23 protein-coding genes are annotated in these 24628 nt (G+C 36.4%); 10 read left to right on the top strand and 13 right to left on the bottom strand.

Features of this window, described 5'->3' with window-relative positions:
• The 13 genes from D3H64_RS02610 to mobC all read right to left on the bottom strand — a co-directional run.
• Positions 1-932, bottom strand: a 932-nt coding sequence (locus D3H64_RS02610) for a lysozyme family protein (protein ID WP_121564526.1), incomplete at its 3' end; no start/stop codon positions are given.
• Positions 929-3106, bottom strand: coding sequence for a CD3337/EF1877 family mobilome membrane protein (locus tag D3H64_RS02605; protein WP_000804748.1), 2178 nt, complete (start codon positions 3104-3106; stop codon positions 929-931). The genes D3H64_RS02605 and D3H64_RS02610, both read right to left, overlap by 4 nt.
• A gap of 2 nt (positions 3107-3108) precedes the next feature.
• On the bottom strand, positions 3109-5556 hold the full coding sequence (locus tag D3H64_RS02600) for an ATP-binding protein (RefSeq protein WP_000331160.1): 2448 nt from the start codon (positions 5554-5556) through the stop codon (positions 3109-3111).
• A complete protein-coding gene (locus D3H64_RS02595; RefSeq protein WP_000723888.1) occupies positions 5540-5932 on the bottom strand; it encodes a conjugal transfer protein in 393 nt (130 codons plus the stop codon). The genes D3H64_RS02600 and D3H64_RS02595 overlap by 17 nt, the downstream gene beginning before the upstream one ends.
• 88 nt (positions 5933-6020) lie before the next feature.
• Positions 6021-6518 carry an antirestriction protein ArdA gene (locus D3H64_RS02590; protein ID WP_000342539.1) on the bottom strand — a complete coding sequence of 166 codons (498 nt, stop codon included), beginning with the start codon at positions 6516-6518 and terminating at the stop codon, positions 6021-6023.
• Positions 6519-6634: 116 nt separating this feature from the next.
• Positions 6635-6856 (bottom strand): hypothetical protein, encoded by a 222-nt coding sequence (locus tag D3H64_RS02585; protein WP_001009056.1) that lies wholly within the window; start codon positions 6854-6856, stop codon positions 6635-6637.
• Positions 6857-6898: 42 nt separating this feature from the next.
• The gene (mobT, locus tag D3H64_RS02580) at positions 6899-8104 is read right to left on the bottom strand and encodes a MobT family relaxase (protein WP_000398284.1); all 1206 of its coding nucleotides are present in this window, start codon (positions 8102-8104) and stop codon (positions 6899-6901) included.
• 22 nt (positions 8105-8126) lie between these two features.
• Entirely contained in the window at positions 8127-8279 is a 153-nt protein-coding gene (locus D3H64_RS02575) for a hypothetical protein (RefSeq protein ID WP_000879507.1), read from the bottom strand.
• Positions 8280-8281: 2 nt separating this feature from the next.
• Entirely contained in the window at positions 8282-9667 is a 1386-nt protein-coding gene (locus D3H64_RS02570; RefSeq protein ID WP_000813488.1) for an FtsK/SpoIIIE domain-containing protein, read from the bottom strand.
• Positions 9668-9695: 28 nt separating this feature from the next.
• Positions 9696-10082 carry a YdcP family protein gene (locus D3H64_RS02565; protein WP_000985015.1) on the bottom strand — a complete coding sequence of 129 codons (387 nt, stop codon included), beginning with the start codon at positions 10080-10082 and terminating at the stop codon, positions 9696-9698.
• Between the two features lie 15 nt (positions 10083-10097).
• The gene (locus tag D3H64_RS02560; protein WP_000420682.1) at positions 10098-10412 is read right to left on the bottom strand and encodes a YdcP family protein; all 315 of its coding nucleotides are present in this window, start codon (positions 10410-10412) and stop codon (positions 10098-10100) included.
• A gap of 394 nt (positions 10413-10806) precedes the next feature.
• Positions 10807-12138: a relaxase/mobilization nuclease domain-containing protein gene (locus D3H64_RS02550; RefSeq protein WP_121564530.1), complete on the bottom strand. Its 1332-nt coding sequence runs from the start codon at positions 12136-12138 to the stop codon at positions 10807-10809.
• Between the two features lies 1 nt (position 12139).
• The gene (gene mobC / locus D3H64_RS02545) at positions 12140-12496 is read right to left on the bottom strand and encodes a plasmid mobilization relaxosome protein MobC (protein WP_000013365.1); all 357 of its coding nucleotides are present in this window, start codon (positions 12494-12496) and stop codon (positions 12140-12142) included.
• A gap of 268 nt (positions 12497-12764) precedes the next feature.
• Between mobC and D3H64_RS02540 the strand changes: the two genes are divergently transcribed.
• From D3H64_RS02540 to D3H64_RS02495, 10 genes are all read left to right on the top strand, one after another.
• Positions 12765-13382 carry a TetR/AcrR family transcriptional regulator gene (locus D3H64_RS02540; RefSeq protein ID WP_002838505.1) on the top strand — a complete coding sequence of 206 codons (618 nt, stop codon included), beginning with the start codon at positions 12765-12767 and terminating at the stop codon, positions 13380-13382.
• Positions 13383-13492: 110 nt separating this feature from the next.
• Entirely contained in the window at positions 13493-14221 is a 729-nt protein-coding gene (locus tag D3H64_RS02535; RefSeq protein WP_000889773.1) for an ABC transporter ATP-binding protein, read from the top strand.
• Positions 14196-15752 carry a hypothetical protein gene (locus tag D3H64_RS02530; RefSeq protein ID WP_023059822.1) on the top strand — a complete coding sequence of 519 codons (1557 nt, stop codon included), beginning with the start codon at positions 14196-14198 and terminating at the stop codon, positions 15750-15752. Before D3H64_RS02535 ends, D3H64_RS02530 begins: the two co-directional genes overlap by 26 nt.
• Before the next feature lie 95 nt (positions 15753-15847).
• Positions 15848-16105 carry a metalloregulator ArsR/SmtB family transcription factor gene (locus tag D3H64_RS02525; protein WP_023056444.1) on the top strand — a complete coding sequence of 86 codons (258 nt, stop codon included), beginning with the start codon at positions 15848-15850 and terminating at the stop codon, positions 16103-16105.
• A gap of 40 nt (positions 16106-16145) precedes the next feature.
• Entirely contained in the window at positions 16146-16364 is a 219-nt protein-coding gene (locus D3H64_RS02520) for a DUF1648 domain-containing protein (RefSeq protein WP_036739994.1), read from the top strand.
• A complete protein-coding gene (locus D3H64_RS02515) occupies positions 16361-16714 on the top strand; it encodes a GntR family transcriptional regulator (RefSeq protein WP_070606326.1) in 354 nt (117 codons plus the stop codon). Before D3H64_RS02520 ends, D3H64_RS02515 begins: the two co-directional genes overlap by 4 nt.
• 299 nt (positions 16715-17013) lie before the next feature.
• Positions 17014-17424 (top strand): sigma-70 family RNA polymerase sigma factor, encoded by a 411-nt coding sequence (locus D3H64_RS02510; RefSeq protein WP_070606324.1) that lies wholly within the window; start codon positions 17014-17016, stop codon positions 17422-17424.
• Between the two features lie 435 nt (positions 17425-17859).
• Positions 17860-18069 carry an excisionase gene (locus D3H64_RS02505; protein ID WP_009345237.1) on the top strand — a complete coding sequence of 70 codons (210 nt, stop codon included), beginning with the start codon at positions 17860-17862 and terminating at the stop codon, positions 18067-18069.
• A 77-nt stretch (positions 18070-18146) separates the two neighbouring features.
• A complete protein-coding gene (locus D3H64_RS02500) occupies positions 18147-19382 on the top strand; it encodes a tyrosine-type recombinase/integrase (protein WP_023059810.1) in 1236 nt (411 codons plus the stop codon).
• Positions 19383-20094: 712 nt separating this feature from the next.
• Positions 20095-24600, top strand: coding sequence for a DUF1542 domain-containing protein (locus D3H64_RS02495; RefSeq protein WP_121564524.1), 4506 nt, complete (start codon positions 20095-20097; stop codon positions 24598-24600).
• The last annotated feature ends 28 nt before the right edge of the window (positions 24601-24628 follow it).

Below are 24628 nucleotides of genomic sequence, written 5' to 3'. Positions count from 1 at the left end.
ATTGGGTCGCCTGCATGAAACATACGGTTATTGCCAAGGTATATCCCAACATGAGTAATATAAGAGCCAGCGTTATAGGTAGAATGAAAGAAAACCAAATCGCCAGCTTGTGCTTCCGATAGTGGGATATGCTGGGTCACATCATATTGCTGTTGTGCGGTTCGTGGTAAGTTAATTCCAGCTTTTCCATACGTCCATTGTGTCAGTCCGCTACAATCAAAAGAAGTAGTCGGGGAAGCTCCACCGTAAACGTATCGCCAGCCCTCATATTTCAGTGCTTCGTCCATGATGGCTTGTACCGTATCATCATCAAACTCTGTTGTGACAAGATACTGCGTTACCAGTTGCACATAAAACATATTGCCATAGTTGTATCGCCAGCCCCCATTGATAGGTATGGCTATGGGATTGGGGTAAGACACTTTTTCGCCACCTGAATACTCTTTTGAGAAACTTTGAGCCAGTTCAAAGGTATATTTATTTCCACGATTAGCCACATACCCTAAGAAACCACCACCATAATTGTAGGACTGGATAACCGATTCTAAATCTACACTGAGCCTTTCGCTACTGGCTAATAATTCACTGAAATACTTCACACCTTGCTTAATGGATTCTTCTGTACTCAATGAATTAGGTGGAAGACCGAGGGATTCCGAGGACTGCATAACATCTTCCGCAGTACCGCCCGATTCCACCTGTATAATCGCAAGAAGTATGTTGACATATTCTTCAACGCCATATTCTTTGGCATATTTTTCTACCATAGGCTTATGAGCCAGCACTTCTGCGGAAACATTCACACCTCCATAATGAATATTGGAAATTCCGCTGTCCTGTTCATCTGAAAATAAAATGGCAACAAACAGAAGCAGTGAGAAGACCATCAAGAATAATCCAGAACCACCAATCACTAAAGTTTTCAACTTCATGGTTTCTTACCGACTTTCTTAATGGTGGCGGTTTTGATTGGTGGTCTACTTCTTGTATTTTGTAGTGGTACTCTTTGAACAGTAGACGGACGTTCTTTTGTGATTGGACGTTGTGAAGTTCTATCTGCTGTAGTGGTTGAAGTTGCTGGCTTTTGAACGGTTTTTTCTTGAACGGTATTGCCTTGGCGTTCCACTTTTGGACTTGAAAAATCGGACTTAACTGCTGGACGCTCTTGTTTGGCTTGTTGAGATTCCTTATATGAAGTCTGAATATTAGACTGTTTTGAGGTCTGTTCATCATGATATTGTTCTTGTCTTGTAGTCGGTCTTTCATGAACAGAAGAAGCAGGCTGTTTTTTCTGTTTGACCTGTTCCATTTCAGAGCGACGCTTCGCAATGGTTTTTCGCCTTTGTTCCTGCTGTTCCTTGCGTCCACTGGCTCTGTCCGCTTTGGTTTGAGAAATACTACTGGTTAAATCACGGACATTCTCTTTTACTTTGGATTTTCCTTGATATACTGCATATCTTGCATTGGTCGGCAAATCTTTAACCTGTTCTTTCAAACCACTAGCAGTGTCTACCATTCTGTCTTTGGTATCAGCTACTGTACCGATGGTTTGACCGATACGTTTTCCAAGTGTTGATTTTTCCTTTCCGTCTGGTCGGGAGTGATCTGCTTGTGTCCTTGCAGAACTCCCCGAACCCGACTGTCCTTTTTTACCTGTAACAATGGCAGACCCAGCCCCTAGAGTAGTCATGGAACGTCCAAGTTTCCGCTGTAGACGGTGCATGTGAGCGTGCATAAGCATACGAGGTTTTCTCATCACACGACTTCCCACACTTTGAGAATCGTTACTCTGTAGAGAAAACATACTCATTAAATCGCCCAGCTTGAAGTAGATTCCTGCAAAGGTCACAATCTGTAGAAAAGCAATCAAAAAGAACGGATAACCAGCCGATAAGGTATAGAGCATGGTTGAAATACTAAATGCTGTCGTAATAATCAATGTGATTCCAGCTCGTGTCAAAATGGTATTAAAGAGCTTTGTTATGGCTCGTTTTGACATACCATCAAATGATGGAATCATGCTTAAAATAAAGCTCACAGGCAGAAACATAGCATAGATGATAAAAAGTACCTGCGAGAAAATCATGATTCCTGTTAATAGGAATACAAATATGGAAATCCCAATATTGAAGACAAATAGGAAGAAGACTGTACCTAAACGGTTAATGGTCTTTGTAATGGTTAGATTGGTATTGCTTCTGTCTTCAATTTCTTCCGCAACAATTTTTTCTCTGTCTTCGCCATTGTTGGAATCTGGGCTGGTGGAGAGCAGGCTTTCCACACGGTCAATACCGATACTTTCAATGTCTGAACTGTTGTATTGAAGCAGTAGCCACGGTTGCTGAACCTGTATGGAAAACAGGCTATCTCTGATTAAGTCCACGCTGTCCTTGCCTTGACTATCGGAATGGGGCATGACAATCTTCGTGCCAAGTGATAAACTGGCATTACTGATGTCTGATGAAAAGTCATTGATTTTTTTAATGTAGTCGGGAGCGTAGGCAATAAAGGAAGCCGATAGGATAAACACCAGCACAAAATTCATAATGGCATGAATTGCCTTTGTGGTTTCTCTCTTTATCAGTCCCGTATAGGCAACATAAACCCCAAGAACCAAAATCAAGAGTAAGAGGAATCCAACATAGAAACCCTCTGTTGAAAATCCGTTTGCACTCACACCAGCTAAGGTCTGCATATTCTTACCAATGGAATCTGCTGTAGCGGAAATGAAGTCTAAGGAATAGGCTTCCTGTACTAAGTAACCTGTCGCATTGGAAACATACAAACTGATTGTCCAAATAAAATTGGTAATGGCATATAGTCCATACATGACCTGTTTTCCAATCCCGTCCGACCAGTTCCACGGAAGCCAGCCCCAGCTATTATCCACATAAAAATCCAGTTGATAGTTTTCAAGTGGGTATCGGCTGTATTCATTTGCCACATTGACCGTATCATCTACCAAGCCCGCAGCTTGAACCACCGTTCCCAGCATGGCTAAAAGAAAAATGGCAATCACAAGTGTGAAAGCCACTGTCATTGCCACTTTACCTAGACGTTTCAGCGTCCAGTTTGATTTTATTCTGTTTACTATTGATGGTTTCACATTTACACCTCTTTTCGCACAGGTGGTCTGGTATCAAAGGCATGGAGCAGTTCTTCAAATACAGGGTGGAACTGTATCACACCGACACGACCATATAAATCACTGATAAGGCATTGCCCGTTTTCCAAATCACGCAATCGCTTCTGATTGTTTTCGTCCTCTGGGTCTACACCAAAAAAGGCTAAGGTCTTTTTAATCTCGTTAAGGTCAGTGGAACGAAATGCAAATTTTAAGCCGAGGTTATTTTTCAGTTTTTCATCTAAGAGGTCGTCTGTATTTTGGGTCACGAAATATACCCCAGCGTTCATAGCACGACCAGCCCGAACCAGCTTCATAGATAGTGTTTTTCCTTGTGCTACCTGTAAAAAGCTCCATGCTTCGTCTAAATCTACAATCTTGAAAATGCTTCGGTCTGTATGGATAAAGTCTAAAGCAAAGGTACTAATGACAATCAGCATAGCAACGGATAAAAGCTCCATAGTGGTATATTCCTCAAAGGAAGTTTCCTTGTCGGGAAGTACCAAGTCCGCAACCTGTATAATGTTCAGTTGTTTTTCTAAGCTGATAGACTGCTCCACATAACCATTACTGAATAATAAATGTGCAAAGTCATAGTCTGTAAAACTTTCGATATGGTCGGCTATACTGGTACTTAGTGGCGTATTCTCAACCCGTAATTCCTCAATCACTTTCATCAACCCTCGTACTTCACTATTGGTTACTGCACGAATGGCTTTTCTAAGGATTGGGAAGCGTTCCCCATCACGAGAGGAAATCCCCGTAAGGAATGTCAGAATATCAATAGCCAGTGATTCAGAATCTTTGGGATTTTTCATAATCACATAAGGGTCAAGTAAGCCTTTGTTTTTCTCATCAGAAGTCAGAGTGACGATATTGATTTCATGGGAAATCTCTGGCAAGGTTTCTTTCCATCTGCCACGTTCTGCTTTTGGGTCTACAATCACTGCTTGTGCCCCATAAAGCACCGCATAATAGACGATAAGGTTATTCGCAAAGGATTTACCACCACCCAGCGAACCAACAAAAGCCGACGCTAACGCATTGGTTACTGAACCCTTAACCCCTTGACTGGCAAGAGCAGGTTTCAGATAGACATTGCGTCCAGTATCTAAGCTGTAGCCAACATAAATCCCCTCATTTTCCCCCAGCATTTGAGTAGCACCAAAACCTAAACCAGCGAGGAAATCAGAGGTCACGTATTGAATATAATCATTCATATAACGCTTGCTGGCAGGTAAAAATTCTTCATGTAAGCCGAGCATATCCCCAAATGGTCGTACCAGTTTTACGCTTAAATCGTCATAAAAATCTTTCACTTCATTACAACGACGTTTGAGTTCGTCAAGATCATTTGCTGATACCCTTACCACATAAGACAGCTTGTACATAGATTCCTTGCTTTGGTCTAAATTGGTTTCCAGCTCATTCACACTTTCCAGAGCTTCCGCCACATTGGAGCTGGTTTCATTATCACTTTGCCAAGCGTGGTTATCCAAGTCTTTCAGTTCTTTCTTTTTATTGCGGACAGTAGATAGGGCTTTACGATTCGCTACAATTTCCACATTCATTGACGTATCAATCGGGAATGTAAATTGCTGTTGCTGGTAGTAGAAGATTTCAGAGGACGGGAAGTCCAGTTCTCCGACAATGCTGTTAATGGTAAAGTAAGCTACATAGACGGTTTCATCTTCCTGCTGGATTTTCAAATATCGCTGTTTTTCTTCCACCAAACAGCGAGTAGGCTTAATCAAGTCATAGTATTTAATCAGCGTTTCATTATCCAGCTTTTTCTTTGATAGATGGTACTCATACTCTTCATAGGCAGTGCCTGTCTGTCCGTAAAGGTGTTCAATCAGATAGCCGAAGTCGTCCTTATCTAACCTGCGGATTTTGAAACGACGAGAGATTTTATTTTCTAAGAGCTTTTCCATCTTCTGAAAACGCAGGATTTCATCATTACTCATACTAACAAAATCGCCCATCAGCTTATGGTTCACATCATAGACAAAATCAGACAAAGCATTTTTTGCTTCAACGGTAAGACTTTTCATAGAAAACTCCTGATCGTTGAGAAGCAACTTAAAGCCGATAAAGAAACGGTAGTTCACTTGATTTTCGCCAATCATGGATATTAAAGCGTCTGTCTGTTGGTCGATTTTGTCATAGGCAACCGCTTTGAGCTTGCCAGTGACTTCATTTTTGGAACGCTCTTGTGCAGAACGTATGCTGGATTCTGTACTGATTTGTAAAGCATGAATTTTGCCATCACGATTTTGTGCGATAAGCTGTCTGAAAGAATCATGCACTTGTATTTTCTGTTCTGGACTTAGAAATGAGTAATTGTAAGGAACAAGCTCATAGTAAGCATAACATTCCCCGTCTTTATTCCAGACGAGATTGTTTTCAATGTATTTAATTGGATATGCCATAAAATTCACTCCTAACTGCTGTAATGGCTTCTTGTGGCTGGTTTCTGCCAAGCGTTACTTTTTTTCCTGCATAGGTCAGCTTTGGTCGCAGTGCATAAGCAATGACAGACTTCAAAAATCCATAAGGCTTTTTACCATCAAAAGTTTTTGTAGACATAAACCATGTGAAAGCCACAGGAATCCCAAAGTATTTGAGAAATGCTCCCTCTATCATGGAAAGAGGGGGCAAGTTGCCAAGTATCATCACTGCAAAGAGTGACACGACAAACCATGTCATTTGCGTAAAGGTTATGGGAAACGGAAGTCTAAAATCATTGATAGAATACAGTACCTTTTCCACAGACCAGATACTGGTATAGCTTCGTATTTTCTTCATGTAATCAATCCTTTCATAAAAAATAGGGGTAGCTGATTGAGCCACCCCGTAAAATAGAAAATCTGCCAGTAGTAATGTACCGACAGATTTAATAGACGATTTCAAAAATCCCATGATTGGTTGAGATAAACGTTCCTGAAAGGTCTAAATCCCGACCATAGGCTTGATAATCAATATAGTTTTGAAGACTAGCTGGTACTTCGCCTAAAGCACCCGTTTCTTCAATGTAGTAGCGTGCCACGTCATACATATCATCACAATCGGAATGAATGATAATATCCTCTTGATGTTCGCTTAGTTCTTCAATGCTTGAAAAATGAGTGAGCAGAGCAGATAGCTCCGATTGTAATTCTTCGGGTAATTCCGATACCATTTCCCATAGTCGATTGAGTTCGCCAATGGAAGTGTATTCGTCAACCGTAAAGGGTAACTCGTAGTCATGAATGGCGTATTCCTCATATTCATCATTCAAGCCGATTTTCTCTTTGACTTCCTCAAAGTCAATGGGAAAGGTAAACCACGCACCGACCAATTCGCCCTCATTGTATTTGCCTAAATTCGCAATATAGACTTGCATATCGTCCATATATTCACGTCCTTTCTTTGTAGAGATTCAAAAATCCCTACCGCACTTCGTTTGGTGTACCATTCCTTTGCGGAACATAAGAAAACCACTTATATTCCACAAAAGAACGGTTTTATTTAAGCACCAATAATGCGATTGAATAGCTCTAGTAAAATGTCTTTTACTCCAGCAGCGTTGAAGACTAAGCCAACCGCAATAATCGCAATAATTAAAAAGCCAATCAGTTTGCTAAACTCACGCTTGAAGCCAAGATACAAGCCAATCACAACGATTGCTAAAAGCACCAGTGATTGAGCGTTTGATAGAAACCAGTTATAAAGGTTTTGTCCAAAATTCATAAAAATGTTCTCCTCTCTATATTCAATGAATTTGTATTTGAGTTATTTTTTTGTTGTTATCACGTCCTGTTCTTTTACTGACTGTTGCTTCAAAATCTGCTTGTGTCGGTCTGTCAGTTTCGCATGGTCGAGAATGTCTTTTACAACCTGCGTCTGGTTGATTTCATCAAGTTTAATCGCAACCTTTAAGGTCGGGGCAACTTGATGAGATAGCCAGTTCAGCGTCCTTTGGAAGGAGTAAGGCTCTGGTTTTGTGGTTAGTTTTAATCGTTCACGATTGTTCCCAATAAACCAAGCCCATTCTTCATTCAGTTTCCAATCAGAACGAGGTTTGGAATCGTCTTTATCTACAAAACGGATATACCGATTGATAATTTTAAAGGCGGTATGCTCTGGATTGTCATAGACGAGTAAATCACGGACTGCATAATAGGCACGCTCATTTTTCAATCGAATCTCAAAACGGTTTTTTACTTCTGCGTCTTCAATGGGAATATCATTTTTCTTGTACTGCTCGTAGTCCTTTTCATAGATACAGAAATAAACTTCACTTTGTAATGAACCGATATAGAGGGTGTTTCCCATACATTCCTTTTCCTCTTTGCGTACCAGTTCGCCACTGCGATAGCTTTTAAAACTGCGGAAGACGGAGATACATTCTTCCTGTTGGCACTTTTCAGTGAGTACAGGGATATTTAAAATCCCTGTCTTATCGTTAATGGCAAGGTCAAGGCGTTTCATCACACCGCCAGCCACCAAAACGTCCATAAAGAACTCATACCAGCTTCTTTGTTGTGCCAGAAGATAGCTTTCAAATTGTCTGCACCCACGACCTTTCAATTCCACCAGAACTCCTTTGTCCAGTTCATGGGAGCAAAGGACGAATATGTCGCCTAAAGCATAATGCTCTGAATAAGAATAGAAACCATAGTCCTCATGAAGAAAATAGGACAGTTTCAGTTGTAAGATGTTTTCGACCACCTGCTGTACGTCTGTTGTCGGAAAGCGAATTCTTACATAATCAAACAGCATTTCAAGGGGAGCGTCGGGATTGAAGCGTTCCAGAGCTTCCCAAAGGGACTGCTGTAAATCCTCTGATGGCTTGACTTTTCCTGTTTCAATATCGCTTAGATACTGCCTTGTAATACCAGTCGCAACAGCTAAACGGTTTTGAGATAGTCCATAAGCCAAGCGTTTTTCTTTTAAATGCTGTAACCAAGTTTGTTCATTCAGTAAAAATCCCTCCAATCAAAAAGGCGTATGTCAACTTTTAAAGCCCATTTGACATACGCTGAAATTTTGTAAATCCCTTGTAACCAAAGGATTTTCTAATGTTTTTTTGACTGTTTCCTGTCGATTTGTACCCCCCTGTTAGATACGGGGGGTTAAGTGCTGGCGTGGCTATTGCCACACCAGCCAGCAAGATCAGTCCACACCTGCGACTTCCGCTTCGCACGTCGCCTGCGTGGACTGTCTGCTGTTGGATAACTTTTTAATTTCCTCCAAGAAATCATATCCTTTTGGTACAAGGGGAGTATAAAACTCTGATATGACACTTGTTCCTACATCAACATAGCCACGACCTTTGATTCGCTTTAAGAAGAAATCCTTTTGTACGTCACTGCCAAACATCATGCCATAGCCCATTTCAGACATACGACCTAAAGCCACTCTGAAATTAAACTGATCACGGATTCCGTCGCCTAAATATTTTGCGTCTGGACGTTGACAAGCCAGTATTAGAAAGAAGCCAGCTTGACGACCTAACATGACAATCTGTTTCAGCTTATTCATAACTGCGGTGTTTTCTTTTGTTCCCAGCATTTCCATGAAAGCGACGTATTCATCAAAGATTAAGAAGTGTGCCGGGAGACCTAAGTAAGCATAATTTTTGCCAGTCTTATAGTTCTTCATCTGCTTCATTTCCTCACTACGTTTCATCATTTCTTCATAGAATGTTTCAATGCAAGAAAGCAAGTCTTCTTTTCTATAGTAGACATTTGCCATCACAGAACCTAAGTCCGCAAGATCAGCATTTTTCGGGTCAAGAATATACAGTTTTGAATCTGTATGAAGCAAGGCTTCAATCAGTGTCAGTATAAAGTAAGTTTTACCGCCACCTGTACCACCAGCAATCAACATATGAGGGAGCTTATCATATTCCCACCATACGTTTTTCATTAAGCGAAGTTTACCATCTTTAGCTTCTACTTCATCAATAGAAATACGACTGGCTATGGTGTCATAGAGCAAAGTATATTCCACATAGGAATCCTTTAACTCTTTATCCGTCAGCTCACAGTACAAGCCACTCTCTAATTTCTTTTCCAAGTGTAAGAGTTGGTCTTGATATTTTCCCAGCGTGATTTCCACCCGTATCTGTATCAAGCCATTTTTAAGTCGATAATACATTTTAGGGAAGTAGGTTATCTTTTCCTTTGTACGACCAGCACTATCTTTAAAGAAACCCTCTGTTTTGACCTGTTCAGATTCATACCACTTGTTTTCAAGTATCATCTTTGCCAGTTTTTGACGGTGGTAAAGTTGTTTAACCGTATCATAGCGAACCCGTTTGAATACAAACGCTACCAGCAAGCAGATAAGAATTGCGACACTGAAACTGATAATTAAATAGGGAATGTCAATCTTATCTGCTTGTGATAGGTTAAAATCCTGCCAGTTGATCTGCTGGATTGTCTTCACATGAAACAGTCCGACAACCAGCAGGAAAACAGGCAGGAGTGACGCTATCGTAAAATGAAAGACTAAATCTTTACCAGATGGGCGAATCCTTTTACCACGCTGTTTCATGCGAAAAAGTCTCCTTTCTACCTAGCGACTATTTGTCTTGTGTCGGTTCTTTCTTTGCTTGTGGTTGAGCTTTGAATGAACTAGAATCCTTTGTCAGCACAATATCGTCTGCCTTGATATACCAGTCAACATCTGCTCCTTGATAGGTGGCAGTAGCAACGGTGTCCGCAATGGGATTGATAAGTTCCACCCGTGCGTTATAATCAAACTCTTTCAAAGGCACGCTGGCAGGAATACTTACTTGAATCATGCGTCCTTGTCCTTTGGATTTTAAGTCATAGGTACGTTCCTTGATTTCATCTGAAACCGACCCGTCTTCATTTTGGATTCTCACTTCACGACGTAGAGCAGAGAATTTCAATTCTCCAAAAGTCGTGTCTTTATCTAATACAATGCCATTTGCTAATCTCATCATTTTTCCTCTCTTTCTTTATTCTTTTATCATGTCGTCAGCATGTAAAAGGTAATTTGTAAAACCACGAGTGCCGATTTTGTAGCCCTCTGCGGTAATACGTGGATTGACTAACTTCACACGTTCCTCAAAGCCGAAATGTTTTTCGCCAGCTTCAGCAGGAAGCACCACCACAATATCATCTGCTCTTTGAACATCAGAATAGAGATTATAGCTTCTTGATAAGACAGTTAGCCGTCCGTTGATTCTTCGCTGAACGACTTTATCCTCGCCAGCAAATTCTAAATTGCCGAATGTTTTTTCCATGTTGGGAATCACAAATTTAAGTTCCATATTTTTACCTATCCTTTCTTTTTTATTGGCTGAATGAATGTTTGATGGTCTTAAAGAGTGGGGAACGACCTTTTGATTCTTGATTTTTTGTTTTCATAAGTTCACTTCCTTTCAAAATCGGGTAAAAAAATAGACACCTCATTTTTTGAAGTGTCTACCTATTAAATATTCAAATTTTATTGGAAGTATCTTTATATCTTCACTTTTCAAGGATAAATCGTCGTATCAAAGCTCATTCATAAGTAGTAAATTAGTAGTAAATTGAGTGGTTTTGACCTTGATAAAGTGTGATAAGTCCAGTTTTTATGCGGATAACTAGATTTTTATGCTATTTTTAGAATAAAAATTTGTAAATAATTTTAAAAAAGCTATAAGTTTATCCGCTTATAGCTTTTTATCTCTCCACTTCCTTTCCATAATAATTTTCATAGTTTTTCCTATACTGAACAAGGTCAGAAAATTGTTCTTTATTCAAAGAATACTCTTGCATAAGGGTGTTCTTTTTTTCTTGCAATTTATCGAGATTTGATAGTATTTCTTTTGTGCTTGGAAGCTTTTTATAGTTTTCTAAAATTTCTTTAGCGGCTATTTTATAAACAGAAAGTTCACTATAATATTCTTCTGCAAACTGATTATCTTCAGGATTTTTCTTGTGGTATTTATAGATTTCATGATACTTATTTATAGAATTTATATTTTCCATATCTTGGGATAAACTCTTCATCTCAGCTTCAATTTTCTTTATTTTATCTAATAAGTCTTGTCTATCATCAGCAGATTTTTTGATCAGATCATCGAGTTGAGTAATTGAATTAATTCCTTGTTCTCGAAGTTTAATTATTGAATCAGCCATTGTTTTGATATTGTGCTTTCTTGCCCAAACTTCATAACCTTTAGAGGATTGTGCTTTTTCATTAGTAGATATATCAATAACATTTCCTACACGCTTTTTAGTAGGATTAGCTTTGTTTTTAATAGATAAATCTATTCTTTCTTTGATTTTTTCCTCAGTATAATCTTCTCCGATAGTCTTAGCTCTTGTAAATCTTTGCTTATCTTTATGACGAAAAGCAATGTGTTTACCAAACTTAATTTCATAATCAATAGATTTCATATTATCTAAAAATTCTTCCCACGATTTAGACCTATTAATCATTCTATCTATATCAAATTGCAGTTTAGACTTCCAAGAATTTCCTTTCTTATTTTGGTCATACTCATACCAAGATTTACCAGTAGTTTTATATTTTCTTTTGTAAGCTTCATAATATTCATCAATGACTGAAAGCTTATTTACTTTACATAATTCATCACTTTGATACCTGATTTTGTGGTAAGATTTTTTATTAGATTGGTAGCATTTGCCAGTCTTGTAATTAACATTATTAAAAATAATATGGTTATGGATATGTCCTCTATCTATATGAGTTGCAAGAACAAATTCATAATCTTCTTTTAAAATTTTCTTACATAATTCCATTCCAATTTCGTGAGCTTTTATAGGATCAACCTCTCCTGGTAGAAAAGATTGGATTAAATGTCTAGCCAAAACTGTACCCTTAGTATCATTATCTTCTCGAGTTTTCAAAAATTGAATATGGGCAGTATATGGATGACATTTAAATGAAGACACTAAGATTTTTTCATCAGTTTTTTCACTCTTAGTTATATAGTCTATTGCCAAATTTAGGGTTGATTTTATAGGATGTATTTTTGTAATTGCCATACTAATCACCAGAACTTTCTTTTGATTTATTAAGAAGTAGGGAATGGATCTGCCATATTTCTCTTGATAATTTTTCTATCTGCTTATTCATTGATTCAATTTCATTTTTGTAAATAACACCAGTTGTATTAGTCGCTTTTGCGATCTGGTTTATATTATTTGTTGCATTTGAAAGTAGCCATTGCAGGTTTCTAAATGGTTCTAAATCTACTACATAAATTTCTTTTTCTAATACGCACTTTCTAAGAAAGTGGGACATAGTTTTACAATTTGCAAGTTTCATTTTCTTTTCAAAAACTTCTTTTTCTTCCTTAGTTAGTTTTATTTCTATTCTTTCATTTCTAAATCTATTTGCCATTTTATTCTCCTTTATATTTGTTTTTCGGGGTCTTAGGGTTCTCCCTAACAAGGTAAAAATTAAAAAAAATGGAGCATTCCGTAAAGGTTTGCTCCATTAATTTTTTCGTAAGTGTCCGTACACTTACTGTGCTTGCTACAAAAGTCAAGCAAGCATTAAGCATTTTTCTAAAATTGTAAATATATTATACCATAAAATTCAAGAGAAATGAGAAAACGCAATTGACAAAATGTCAGTTGCGTGATATCCTTTAAATAGGAGGTATAAAATGAGAGATGTAAAAGAACCTGAAATACGACGTGCAGAGATTATGGATGCTGCAATGATACTCTTTATGGAGAAAGGATATACTAATACAACAACTCAGGATATAGTTGATAAAGTAAATATATCAAGAGGGTTGTTATATTATCACTTTAAGAATAAAGAGGATATCTTATATTGTCTTGTAGAACAATATTCAGATAGACTACTGAAAGATATTTATATTATTGCTTATGATGAAGATAAAACTGCCATAGAAAAAATCAGATCATTTATAGATGTTACAATTATATCTTCAGAAAATATTTCAGCAGAGGGTACAGTGCTACAAAAAACAATTGACCTTAAAGAAAATCAATATATGATAGATAAGTTATCCCACAAGCTTGTTGAAAAACTGACAATATATTTTGAAAAGATTATAAATCAAGGAATAATGGAAAGAGTTTTTTCTGTAAAATATCCATTAGAAACAGCAGAGTTGCTTATGACAGCTTATGTTTTTGTTTCAAATAACATAAGTATAAGATATTTAAAGGAAGAACCTGTTGATAACTACTTAAATGCATTTAAGATAATGCTTGAACAAAGCTTAAATACGAAAAAGCTCTTTAGTAATTAAAAAAGAATAGAATGTTTGCAAGGAGAATAATTTGCCGATAGCTACTGATACACAAGTTATCGGTTTTATTTCAAGGAATAACTGACAAATTGTCAATGGAGGTGGAAATTATGTTAGAGATAAAGAATTTTAGTAAATTCTATGGGAACAAAAAGGCTGTTGAAAACTTATCCATTTCAGTACAGTCTGGAGATATTTATGGATTCATTGGTGCAAATGGAGCCGGAAAAACTACAACGATAAAAGCGGTAGTTGGAATTCATGATTTTGAGAATGGAAGTATAACGATTGACGGGCATTCTATTAAAGAAGAGCCTGTTATTTGTAAGAAAATAATGGCATACATTCCGGATAATCCGGATTTATATGAACATCTGACAGGATTTCAGTACATCAATTTTATTGCTGATTTATTTGAAGTTTCTACTGAAATACGCAGAGAAAGAATTCAGAGATACGGCGATTTGTTTGAAATGACGAAACATCTTTCGGGAATGATATCTTCGTATTCACATGGCATGAAGCAAAGAACGGCGATTATTTCTGCACTGGTGCATTCTCCAAAGTTACTAATTTTAGATGAACCTTTTGTTGGACTTGATCCGAAAGCAACTTTTCTACTAAAGAAAATAATGCACGAATGCGTATCAGATGGAGGAGCTATTTTCTTTTCAACACATGTATTGGATGTTGCAGAAAAATTATGTAATAAAATTGCAATTATAAAAAATGGAAAGTTAATTGCGAGCGGAAATACAGAAGAAGTCAAAGGCAATAAATCTTTGGAAACTTTTTTCATGGAGGTGCAGGATAATGAGCAAAATTTGGATACTAATTAGAGCACAATTGATAAATTTCTTTCCGATCAACGAAATGAAAGAGCCGGGAAATAAAAAACAAAGTTCGATTGTTATTGCAAGTTTTGGAATAATAACTCTTGCTATATTTTTCTTTGTTTATAATATCATAACAGCCAAAACATTGGTACAACTGGGACAGCAGAAGTTGATACCGGCATATATGGTATCGGTATCAAGCTTTGCAATATTATTTTTGACAATATTTTATTCGAATGGGATTTTATTTGGCAGTCGTGATATGGAAAATCTTTTGTCATTGCCTGTAAAAAGTTCGGATATTATAAGCAGCAAGTTTATGTTTATGTATTTATTGAATTTTTTAATAGGATTGATGTTTATGCTTCCGGGGGGAATTGTTTGGGTGTTAAACGGAAGTTTAAATGCATTACAGATTATATTGTATTTTACTTCCATAATTTTTGTTCCGTTGATACCTATGTGTATAGCAGCATGTATGGGAATCATTATTGTTGTTGCTTCATCTTTCTTTAAGAGAAAAAATGTTATTGCTTTAATTTTTTCATTTGCAATGATAGGGATAATTGGATATATTGCAGTGTCAGCTATGAAATCAGGTAATGAAAATAGTATTGCGATTATGCTTTCTAAGCAAATTACCGGATTGTACCCGTTATCTAAGCTATTTATGGAATACTATAATTTTCCAATTTACATTGGAGTAGGATTATTTATTGTTCTTTCAATAGTATTTTTTTATATATTTGCCAAAGTGGTTTCATTGAAGTATGGGTTGCTTAATACTCTTGCTAAAACAACAACAAGATATTCTGACAACAAAAATTCGAATAATAGAAAATCAGTATTTTTTGCCCTATATAAAAAAGAAATGGGACTGTTTCTAAATTCATATATGGCAGTATTGAATGCAGGTCTTGGTGTAATACTTTTATGTGTTTTCAGCATATTTCTTCTTTTTAATTCTTTACAACAAATAGGGGAATATTCGGGAATCGAAAATGTTAATGAATATCTTTCAAATTTTGCTCCGATGTGTATTGCTTCAATGTTTTTACTTAGTTGTCCGGCAGCATTTTCCATATCTTTAGAAGGTAAAAATGTTTGGATTTTGCAAAGTTCTCCTATTAGGGTAAAAACGATTTTAAATTCTAAGATTGCAGTAAATCTTACGCTTCATTTAATTGGATATATTGTTTCTGTGTTTATATTTTTGCTAAAGCTTGATATGGACATTATTCAAACCATCAGCTTAATAATTGTTCCTATTTGTTATTCCGTTTTTATAACAGTGATTGGAATTTCTTTGAATAAAAAATTTCCCAACTTTGAATGGGAAAGTGAGATGATGATAGTAAAACAGAGTATGCCTGTTATTGTATCTGCAATTATTGGAATGGCTGCATTAGTTATACCAATTCTTTTTCATTGGTTTTTGCATTTTTCTATAGTACCTACATTATTGGTAGTAGCACTTATTTTGCTCGTTATTGCGGGTGGCGTTTATATAAAAACTTGTAGATTAAATTTTTAGTTTAAGGAGGAGATGTTCTATGAAAAAAATTTTTAAAAGATATAATGGTGTTTATTTCAATATTAAGTTTATTTGCAATATTTCAGGAATAAAAGATGATAGATTTAGTTAGAATATTTGATTCCCTATCAAATCCCATTAGAATGGATATTTTATTAATTATTTCTAATAAAAATTTAACTGCTGGAGAAATAGCAAGTCATTTTAAATTAGAAAAAGCAACTATATCTTATCATCTATCTTTATTAAAAAAGAGTAAATTAATTACCGACAGTAGATATAAAAATTATATCTATTATTCAATTAATAGGGATACATTTGTAGAAGTTATAAGGTGGTTAGATAAATTTTAGGAAAATAGAAAGCTATTGACAAATAGAAAGGAGATTTGCCATGAAAAAAAGATTTTTGAAAGATGTATTAGTGCTGATAGGAATGATGTTTGTAATATTTATTATTTGCATATTTCTCCCAGAGAAAATTCCTATTCATTTCAATGCAAAAGGAATCCCCGATATGTTTGCTAATAAATATTATCTTCTGTTTACTACGGTTATTCCGTATTCTGCTTATTGGAAATTCGTACGAGGAAGAAAAAATAAAAATAAATGAATGTATATCTATATTTGCAAATTGCTTCAGCGTTAAGAGTGTCTATTTTAAGAGGCGATTATGTTCCGGGACAACAGATGCCACCTATAAGGGCTTTAGTACAGAGGGAGGGATGTAATCCTGCAACAGTTCAAAAAGCTTTAAAAGTTCTTGAGAAACAGGGACTAATTGTTAGTCGTGGAAGTAAAGGATATTTTGTTATTGAAAGTGAGAAGAAAATAATTGAGTTAAGAAATCAGCATTTGAACAGGCTAACAAAAATATTGTTTGAAAAACTATATGTCTTAGGATTTTCTGATTCTGAGATTATCAAACTATTTGATAGAATAGAAACTAAAAAAAATGAATAAAAATCAATTATGTATAAAGAAGATAAAAATACTGACTATTTAGATTATTGATAAAATGGAGGAAACAAATATGAAAGAATCTAAACATCTAATGTTAGAAATACCAAAGAAACAAAACATTCCTCTTTTTTATAATCTTTATAGCAGATTATTGTTTCATATGCAAACTGAAACAATCAAGTGCAGTTAGTAAAATACTTTTAATTTTCTGTTTTAGAGGACTTCGTATGCCTAAGTGTAGAAGTCTTCCTTTTTTTTGCCTGAAAAACAGTCAGTCAAAAGAAACGGAGGACTTCAAAATGAAAAAAGAATATTATCTATATGTAGGCGGACAAAAGGTCAAAGTCAGTGAGGATATTTACAAAGTCTACTGGCGGGAAAGAGAACATGAAAAGTATTTAGAGCAGGTGGACAGAAAAAACCACTTGCTCTTTTTTTCGTCTCTAAATCACGATGGGAATTTTGTAGATAATCTAGAAGATAAAAATGTTGATGTTGAAAAAGTTGTAGCTACACAAATGATGATTGAAGCACTAAGAAATGCAATGTCAAAGTTAAATAATGATGAACGAGAAATAATTGAAAGATTATATTTCAATGATGAAACACTTCGTGCAGTAGCAAAGACTCAAAATATATCACATCCTGCTTTAATAAAAAGGCGAGATAAGATTTTAGAAAAACTAAAGAAATTTATAGAAGAAATATAGTTTCTGGTTACCAAAGAGGGCAAATTTTCCTTTATAAAGTGAGGGGAGTTTTGTCCTCTTTCTATTTTAAAAGAAATTTAAACAATATTTGAACCTTAACAATTGAATAGACCAAGACAAGACATTAATCATTTTTGGAGCGTAATAACCTATCCGCCAAGATCTTTCTGCTGAATAATTCGGCAAAACAAGTACTGCTAAGCCAAAAGCAAGGGAAGAAGAAAGGGAGCGATAAGTAAGAGTTTGAATATAGGGAGGGATACCCTATTCGCTATGAAGAAAATGAGGATAATGATACTTCTAAGGTTGAAGCCGGCTCATCCTGAACAGAGGCGGAGGTGAGATTCCTATGTTGCTAATCCAAGGCACTTGTCAATGTCAAAAAACTTTAAAAATATTAAAATAAATATTTTAAATATATTATTTGGAGGATTTATGATTAACGAAAATATAAAAGGTGTTCGTGTTTCTGAGAAAGCATTTCTAACATTAAAAGAAGCATCTGAATATTTTAATATTGGTCAAGATAAAGTTAGACAATTAACGGATGAAAATGATTGCGATTTTGTATTATTTAATGGTAGTAAGCGTCTTATTAAGAAAAAGTTAATGGAAGAATATTTAAATAGACAGTTCTCTATTTAATCTAAAACTATATATAAAACACGCTTAATGCGGTATAATAATTATAGCGTGTCTTTTATCAAAAAAGGAGAATTTTTATGGTAAAAAGACGCAAAGATAGTAAAGGGGTTGTTTTAAAAGACGGTGAATATCAAAGGTCAAATGGCACTTATGAATTTAAGTGGCAAGACAAAATAGGTCGTAGAAAATCTATCTATGCGAAAACTCTAAAAGAATTAAGAGAAAAGGAATTAGATATTTTACGCAATACTATAGATGGAATCAACAACGAAGGAAGTAGCTTATCTGTAAATGATACTTTTAAGCTATGGACAAAGGTTAAAAGAGGTTTAAAGGATAATACCTTTAAAAATTACATCTATATGTATCAACAATTTGTAGAACCGACTTTTGGTCGTATTAAACTATCTGATATTAAAAGATCTGATGTTAGAAGTTTTTATAACAGATTAAAGGAAGATCAAGGATTAATGGTTTCTACTATAGATTGTGTTCATACTGTCTTACATCAGGTATTAGAATTAGCAGTGGATGACGAATATATAAGATTTAATCCGTCTGACAATGCTTTGAAGGAATTGAAAGTAGCTTATCGAAATGAATCTCCGAAGAAAAAAGCCATGACAATAGAAGAACAGGTGATATTTGAAGAATATTTATCTAATAGTGATGAATATAAAAAATGGTATCCAATATTCATTGTTATGCTTTGGACGGGAATGAGAGTTGGAGAAGTCACAGGATTGCAATGGGACGATCTAGATTTTGATAATGGTCTTATAAATGTAAACAGGACTTTGGTATATTATAGTAAAGGTAAAGGATTAAACAATAGGTATGCTATTAATACACCGAAGACAGAATCAGGTAAGCGAAGTATTCCTATGGTTCAAAAAGTAAAAGATGCTTTTCTTATGGAAAGAGAGTTACAAAAGACTTTTGGAATCGAATGTTGTGATTCAATCGATGGATTTAAAGACTTTGTATTTTTAAATAGATTCGGAAAGGTTCACAATAATGGAACACTTAATAAAGCTTTGAGAAGAATTGTTAGAGATTGCAATTTAAGTATAATGGATAAAAATAAATCGAACTCTAATGATATTCTATTAGTTCCACATTTAAGCAATCACATTTTCAGACACACCTTTACTACAAGACTTAATGAACAAAATATAAATACAAAAGCAATGCAGTCTATTCTAGGTCATTCTGATATTAGTACAACAATGGATATATATGTAGATGCAACAGAAGATTTTAAGATAGAACAGATGGGAGAATTTGAAAAAGCGATGAAATTTATATTTTAGAATTTACGACAGCTTACGACAAATTTACGACAATTTGCTAGAAATCTATAGGCACTTATAGAGAGTTAGCAAATTGTCGTAAATGGAGAAGTACCATAAAATAGACTTTTATAGAGATTTAGACAATTATCTAAGGTAGAGGGGATTTTCCCAACTTTGAAAAATATCGAAAAAAAGTAGCTAGATAGAACTAGCTGTCTAGTAAAAAATGCAAGCTAAATGACCTAATCAGTTAATGCCAGACATTTATTAGCATACTGAGCTTAAGAAAATAGTTACTTCTTAGGAAAAGTAGGCTAAGGGAACTAGTTAGGGATTTTTAGATAAGTGAGAAGCCCCTCTTGTAGAAGAAGCAAGAGCGGGCTTTTTTGTGTGGTGCAGACTGACCATTTAAAGCTTCTAAAGGCGTTAGAAATTAAGAAAAATATAAGGCCTTTAAAAAAGTTTATTATCTGTTAAAAAAGTCACTATATCATCTTAGGTTAGTCTTGCTAAATAGTGTAAAAAAATAGTGAAAATAGCGTTTGCTTATTAAGAAGGCTGTGCTAAAAATGCCCATATATCAACAAAAAGCGGAAGAGTGAAAATTATGAAAACGACTTTCAAAAAGGCAAGAAAAAATTAAAAAACAGGCCGGATATTTAACTAGTTGCTCAACTATTCTCATGATAAGCTATTGTCACAAATACACTGAAAGAAAAGAGGCGACAATATGTTGGGTAAAAATAATCAAAAAGAATATCAACGGCGGAATGGCCAAAAGAATTATCGGTATGCCATCAAAAAAATCGGGGTAGGTGTTTTCTCAGTAGCAGTTGGCTTCGCTTTATTTGGACAAGTCAGCACGGTAGCAGCTAGTGAGTCGGAAGGAAGTCCTACAGCACTTGTTCAACCATCTCCTAATGAAAGGGAATCGAACGGGGAAGATGTCGTCTCTCAACCAGAAGTGGAAAACCTTACACCAGTAGTTTCTAAACCTGTAGAAGTTAGTGATAAGAGCTCTAATGACAACTCCGATGAAGAAAGCAACAAAGAATTGGCGAGAGTTTCGGATTTGGGAACTAGTGAACGAACAGAAAAATTAACCATGAGAAGTTCAGCGCCTAGCAATCGTCTAACAGATAGTTCGGACAATAGGGAAGAAAATCATCCAGCTGATCAGCCACATGAAGAACTAGCAGAGCCAAGAGTGGCGAGAGTCTTGGAAAAAGAGACTGCAGGGGATGCTGTTGCTCCTGAAAAATTAGAAGAAGCCAAGAGAGTAGCTAGTGAAGCAGTTGATAAAGCGTCTGGGGAAGCTATTGCTAAAATCAGTCTGGATAACAATTTATCTGAAAAAGAAAGAGAGTACTATAGGGGGAGCATTGAGCATTTAAGGGATGCAGTTAAAGAAGATATTGAAAAAGCATCAGAAATAAATCGAGTGATGCAACTGAAAGAAGAAGCTTTAAAGCAATTAGCACCATCAAAATATTTTAGTCGAGGCAATGCGAGTCGGCTTGTTCGGGAAACTTATGAAAAAGAACTAGCAGCTATCACTAAAAATATGAAGTTAAGCAGTGAAGAGCGTGAAAGACTGAAAGCAGAGCTGACCAAAACAACTGAAGAGGCCATAGATAATATTCGATCGGCTGAAAGTGAAGAAGAAGTCAATAAAGTCCAAATAGAAGCTGAAAAAGCTATCAGAAAAATTAATCCTGAAAATCTCATGGTCGGCGAAAGTCGGGCAAGATCAGGGGAACTGGCTAGTTATCTGAAAGAACTGGATGAGCAAGAAAAGCAAGAAAAAGCAATTATTAATGCGCAAAATTCTACGGCAGAAGAAAGGGAGAAATTCCTTCAACAATTAGTTAAGATTAAAGAAGAAGGCATTGCAGAACTTCAAAAAATGGCAGGTCAAGGGGACGATGCCCTAAGAAAAAAAGTTGAAGAGATTAAGGATAAAATGGCTGATCACAAGCCAGAAGAAAAAAATAAAGTAATTGGGGAATTAGATAACAAGGCCAGAGAGCTAAAAGAAGTTATTCAAAAAAATACGACTCTTTCAACTCAAGAGAGAAACAATATAGCAGCTCAGATAGACGAGTTGTTAAAAAAGGCTATCCAAGATATTGATGTAGCGGATAAGACTGAAATGGTTGAAAAAGTTAAGGCAGAGGCCTTGGTAGAAATCCAAAAAATCGCTAAAGACAATCAAAAGCCTAAAGGAAAGAAAGCGACTGAAGAAGAAAAAATCCTAGTTAAAGAAGAAATTGCTAAGGCAATAGGCGATAAAATTGCTAAAGTAATTGGAAACAAGGATTTAACTGAAGACGAGGTAGAGGCAGCGAAAGACCAGTTACAAAATCTTCAAAAAAATTACGATGAAAAAGTTTCGACTATCACGCATACAGAAAGTTTGAATAGCTTTAAGGAAGAAACTCTCAAATTTATTGACCAGCTGCGTTTTGTTGGGAAAAAGCGTGCGAAAGAAACTATTCAACAAGTCTTGAAAGAAAAGTTAGATGAAATCAATAAGAACGATAACTTGTTGAAGAAGGAAAGAGAGGAAGCAAAGGGAATTTTGACTGAAAAGGTCAATAAAACCGTAAAATTGATCGATAGTGCCAATAAGCCTGAAGAGATCAACCGGTTAAGCACAGAATTAGAATCTGAAATAAGAAAGTTCCCTCTTGTTGGAAAAGCGAAACTCATCGACCGTATTGATTATGAAGGTAGACAAAAGATTGCTGCCATTAATGCCTTGAAGATCTCTCAAACGGAAAAAGATTCAGCTATTAAGAAGATCAAAGAACAAGCTATTAAGGCAAAGGGGAAAATTGAACAAGCAATATCCCAAAGAGAAGTGGATCAATTCCATCAGACAGTAGTGGAAGAGATTGGTCAAATTGAATCGCATGCTAAGCAATTAGCAACAGGTAAAGTCACACCTTCTGATAAAGATGAAAAAGATTTACTGGCTATGAAAGAAGCTGCGTCAAGTGAAATCGATCGTGTAGCAACCGAAAAGGCTAGAGAAATAGAGCAAAATAACAATCTAACGCGTAAAGAAAAAGATATCGAAAAAGCTTGGATCGCTTATTCCGCCAAAACTGGGAAAGAAGAAATTAGGAAAGCCAGTCGAGCTGACTTAGAAGAAAAGAAAAATAAAGCTATTCAATTTATCCAATCGATTACACCTGTGACACGTGATTTAGCCATTTCTGAAGTGAATAAAGTGGCAAAAGCCAAAATGGATGCGATCGAGGGAAATAAAAAACTGTCAGCAGAAGAAAAGAAACGGGCTAAGGAAGAAGTAAAAAATACTCAAGCTAAAGCGGATTACACGATTAAAACAGCTCAACGGCAAGAAGTCGTGGATAAAGCGAAAGACGAAGCTTTAGCTAAATTTAAATCCCTTCAACCAGTGGGTAAGATGTTAGCAGAGTCATCAATCAAAGAAGCTTTAAAAGCTAAACAAGATGAAATTGTAAAGAATGCTAAATTGTCTGAAAAAGAAAAGACACTAGCTCAAAAGAAAATTTCGCAACTTCAAAAGACTGCAGAGGATGTCATTGCCCGTGCAAGTCAACAAGCTGATGTGGATAAAGCGAAAGACGAAGCTTTGACCGCAATTCAAGGCGTCAAATTGCTAGGGAAAGAACTTACCTATAAAGCGTTAGAGGCTATTCGTGAGAAGCAAATGAAGGCGATTGAAGCCAATAATAAACTCTCAGTAGGTGAGAAGGAAGCGGCTCGAAATTCTGTTGCTAATGTGGCAGCTGCGGCAAGTGAAGACCTAGAAGATGCCGAAACACAAGAAGACGTTGATAAAGCAGGTGAAAAAGCGAAGCAAGCATTTGAAGGCTTGAAATTTATTGGTAAAGACTTAGTGACACGTCGCCTTCAACAAGCTGCGAAAGAAAAAACCGAAGAAATTCAACAAAATGCTAAAGCTAGTGATGAAGCTAAAAAAGTTGCTGTTTGGAAAGTAGAAACAACACTGAAAGCAGTTGTGCTTAAGTTGGAAAAATTAACTAGCCAAACTGCTGTAGATCAATTAGAAGTGGAAGAACTACAAGCACTTAAAGCCATCTCGGTTGAAACAAGCATAAAGGCTGAAAAATTAGTTCCAGCTCAAACTCAAGCGCCTAAGAAGGATCAAGCTCAACCAGCTCCATCCGCTCCGAAAGCTCCAGAGAAGAACCAAGCTAAGCCAGCACCATCTGCACCAAAAGCTCCAGAGAAGAACCAAGCTAAGCCAGCTCCATCCGCACCAAAAGCACCAGAGAAGGATCAAGCTCAACCAGCTCCATCCGCTCCGAAAGCTCCAGAGAAGAATCAAGCTAAGCCAGCTCCGTCTGCTCCGAAAACTCCAGAGAAGAATGAAGCTAAACCAGCTCCGACAGCTCCAAAAGTGCCAGAGAAGAACCAAGCTAAGCCAGCTCCATCCGCACCAAAAGCACCAGAGAAGGATCAAGCTCAACCAGCTCCATCCGCTCCGAAAGCTCCAGAGAAGAATCAAGCTAAGCCAGCTCCGTCTGCTCCGAAAACTCCAGAGAAGAATGAAGCTAAACCAGCTCCGTCAGCTCCAAAAGTGCCAGAGAAGAACCAAGCTAAGCCAGCACCGTCCGCTCCAAAAGCAGCAGAGAAGGGTGTAGCTAAGCCAGCTCCATCCGCACCAAAAGCTCCAGAGAAGAATCAAGCTCAACCAGCTCCATCTGCGCCAAAAGCAGCAGAGAAGGGTGTAGCTAAGCCAGCTCCGTCTGCGCCAAAAGCAGCAGGCAAGAAGGTAACTACTAAGGCCACTGGGACAGTAAAGAAAGCCGACAAGAAAGTAGCGAAGGCTAGTCGAAAAGAATCGAAAGACGAGAAAAAAGAAGTGGCTGGCAAATTGCCTGCTAAAGAAGACAAAAAAGAAGTGACTGGCAAATTGCCTGCTAAAGAAGGCAAAAAAGAAGTGACTGGCAAATTGTCTGCGAAAGATAAGAAGTCTGTAAAAGATGACAAGCCAATAAAAGATGAGAAGTCTGCAAAAGATGATAAGTCTGTAAAAGAAACTAAAGCCAAAGAAACTAGCAAAACTGATCCAAAAGAAAATAATCAGTTGACGGATGAGCAAATGAATGGAGAACAAGCAAGCAAGAAAACAAGCAACAGTTCTTCCAAGACAATAGCAGTCGCAATGGCTACAGCTGCAGTAGGTGGACTTGTCGTCACTCGTTTCAAAAAGATGTAAGGAAGTTTCTAGTAGACTGATGTTACTA

This window comes from Atopobacter sp. AH10 (assembly GCF_003664595.1).
Taxonomy (GTDB): domain Bacteria; phylum Bacillota; class Bacilli; order Lactobacillales; family Aerococcaceae; genus Atopobacter.
This window is presented reverse-complemented; position numbering and strand designations above follow the sequence as displayed.

Coding starts and splice junctions, on each gene's coding strand:
- D3H64_RS02600 (WP_000331160.1), bottom strand. CDS start 5,556: ATGGCATATCCAATTAAATACATTGAAAACAATCTCGTCTGGAATAAA.
- D3H64_RS02595 (WP_000723888.1), bottom strand. CDS start 5,932: ATGAAGAAAATACGAAGCTATACCAGTATCTGGTCTGTGGAAAAGGTA.
- D3H64_RS02590 (WP_000342539.1), bottom strand. CDS start 6,518: ATGGACGATATGCAAGTCTATATTGCGAATTTAGGCAAATACAATGAG.
- D3H64_RS02585 (WP_001009056.1), bottom strand. CDS start 6,856: ATGAATTTTGGACAAAACCTTTATAACTGGTTTCTATCAAACGCTCAA.
- D3H64_RS02570 (WP_000813488.1), bottom strand. CDS start 9,667: ATGAAACAGCGTGGTAAAAGGATTCGCCCATCTGGTAAAGATTTAGTC.
- D3H64_RS02565 (WP_000985015.1), bottom strand. CDS start 10,082: ATGATGAGATTAGCAAATGGCATTGTATTAGATAAAGACACGACTTTT.
- D3H64_RS02560 (WP_000420682.1), bottom strand. CDS start 10,412: ATGGAACTTAAATTTGTGATTCCCAACATGGAAAAAACATTCGGCAAT.
- D3H64_RS02550 (WP_121564530.1), bottom strand. CDS start 12,138: ATGGCAATTACAAAAATACATCCTATAAAATCAACCCTAAATTTGGCA.
- mobC (WP_000013365.1), bottom strand. CDS start 12,496: ATGGCAAATAGATTTAGAAATGAAAGAATAGAAATAAAACTAACTAAG.
- D3H64_RS02540 (WP_002838505.1), top strand. CDS start 12,765: ATGAGAGATGTAAAAGAACCTGAAATACGACGTGCAGAGATTATGGAT.
- D3H64_RS02535 (WP_000889773.1), top strand. CDS start 13,493: ATGTTAGAGATAAAGAATTTTAGTAAATTCTATGGGAACAAAAAGGCT.
- D3H64_RS02530 (WP_023059822.1), top strand. CDS start 14,196: ATGAGCAAAATTTGGATACTAATTAGAGCACAATTGATAAATTTCTTT.
- D3H64_RS02525 (WP_023056444.1), top strand. CDS start 15,848: ATGATAGATTTAGTTAGAATATTTGATTCCCTATCAAATCCCATTAGA.
- D3H64_RS02520 (WP_036739994.1), top strand. CDS start 16,146: ATGAAAAAAAGATTTTTGAAAGATGTATTAGTGCTGATAGGAATGATG.
- D3H64_RS02515 (WP_070606326.1), top strand. CDS start 16,361: ATGAATGTATATCTATATTTGCAAATTGCTTCAGCGTTAAGAGTGTCT.
- D3H64_RS02510 (WP_070606324.1), top strand. CDS start 17,014: ATGAAAAAAGAATATTATCTATATGTAGGCGGACAAAAGGTCAAAGTC.
- D3H64_RS02505 (WP_009345237.1), top strand. CDS start 17,860: ATGATTAACGAAAATATAAAAGGTGTTCGTGTTTCTGAGAAAGCATTT.
- D3H64_RS02500 (WP_023059810.1), top strand. CDS start 18,147: ATGGTAAAAAGACGCAAAGATAGTAAAGGGGTTGTTTTAAAAGACGGT.
- D3H64_RS02495 (WP_121564524.1), top strand. CDS start 20,095: ATGTTGGGTAAAAATAATCAAAAAGAATATCAACGGCGGAATGGCCAA.